At 63.9% G+C, this 526-nt stretch carries 1 protein-coding gene; it reads left to right on the top strand.

All coding sequences use genetic code 11. From position 1 onward, the window contains the following. On the top strand, positions 1-526 hold a 526-nt coding region (locus ACYOEI_RS41120; protein WP_462856481.1), incomplete at both ends, for an IS5 family transposase.

Consider the following 526-nt stretch of genomic DNA (forward strand, 5'->3'; position numbering starts at 1 on the left):
ACCGGCCGGCCCCGCAAGGTCCCCATGCGTGAGGTCCTCAACGCCATCTTCTACCTCAACCGGTCCGGCTGCCAGTGGGACATGCTCCCGCATGACCTCCCGGCCAAGAGCACCGTCTACGACCACTTCGCCCAGTGGAAGTCCGACGGTACCTGGCAGAAGATGCTCGACGCTTTGCGGCGGATGGTCCGCGTCGCCGACGGCCACGAGCCCAGCCCGAGCGTCGGCAGCATCGACAGTCAGACGGTCAAGGCGACGGAGAACGCCGAGAGCCGTGGGTTCGATGGGGGCAAGAAGATCAACGGTCGGAAACGCCATATCATCGTAGACAAGCTGGGTTTACTGCTAGCGGTCGCGGTCACGGTGGCGTCGGCTGACGACGGGACGATCGCCCCCAAGGTCCTGGGGGAGTTGACGGCCGAACATCGGTCTCGACTGAAGCTGTTGTGGGGGGATTCGAAGTATCGGAACAAGACGCTTCAGCGTTGGCTGGTGGACACGGGTGCGGGTTATGTGGTGGAGGTCG

It is taken from the genome of Singulisphaera rosea (assembly GCF_054877945.1).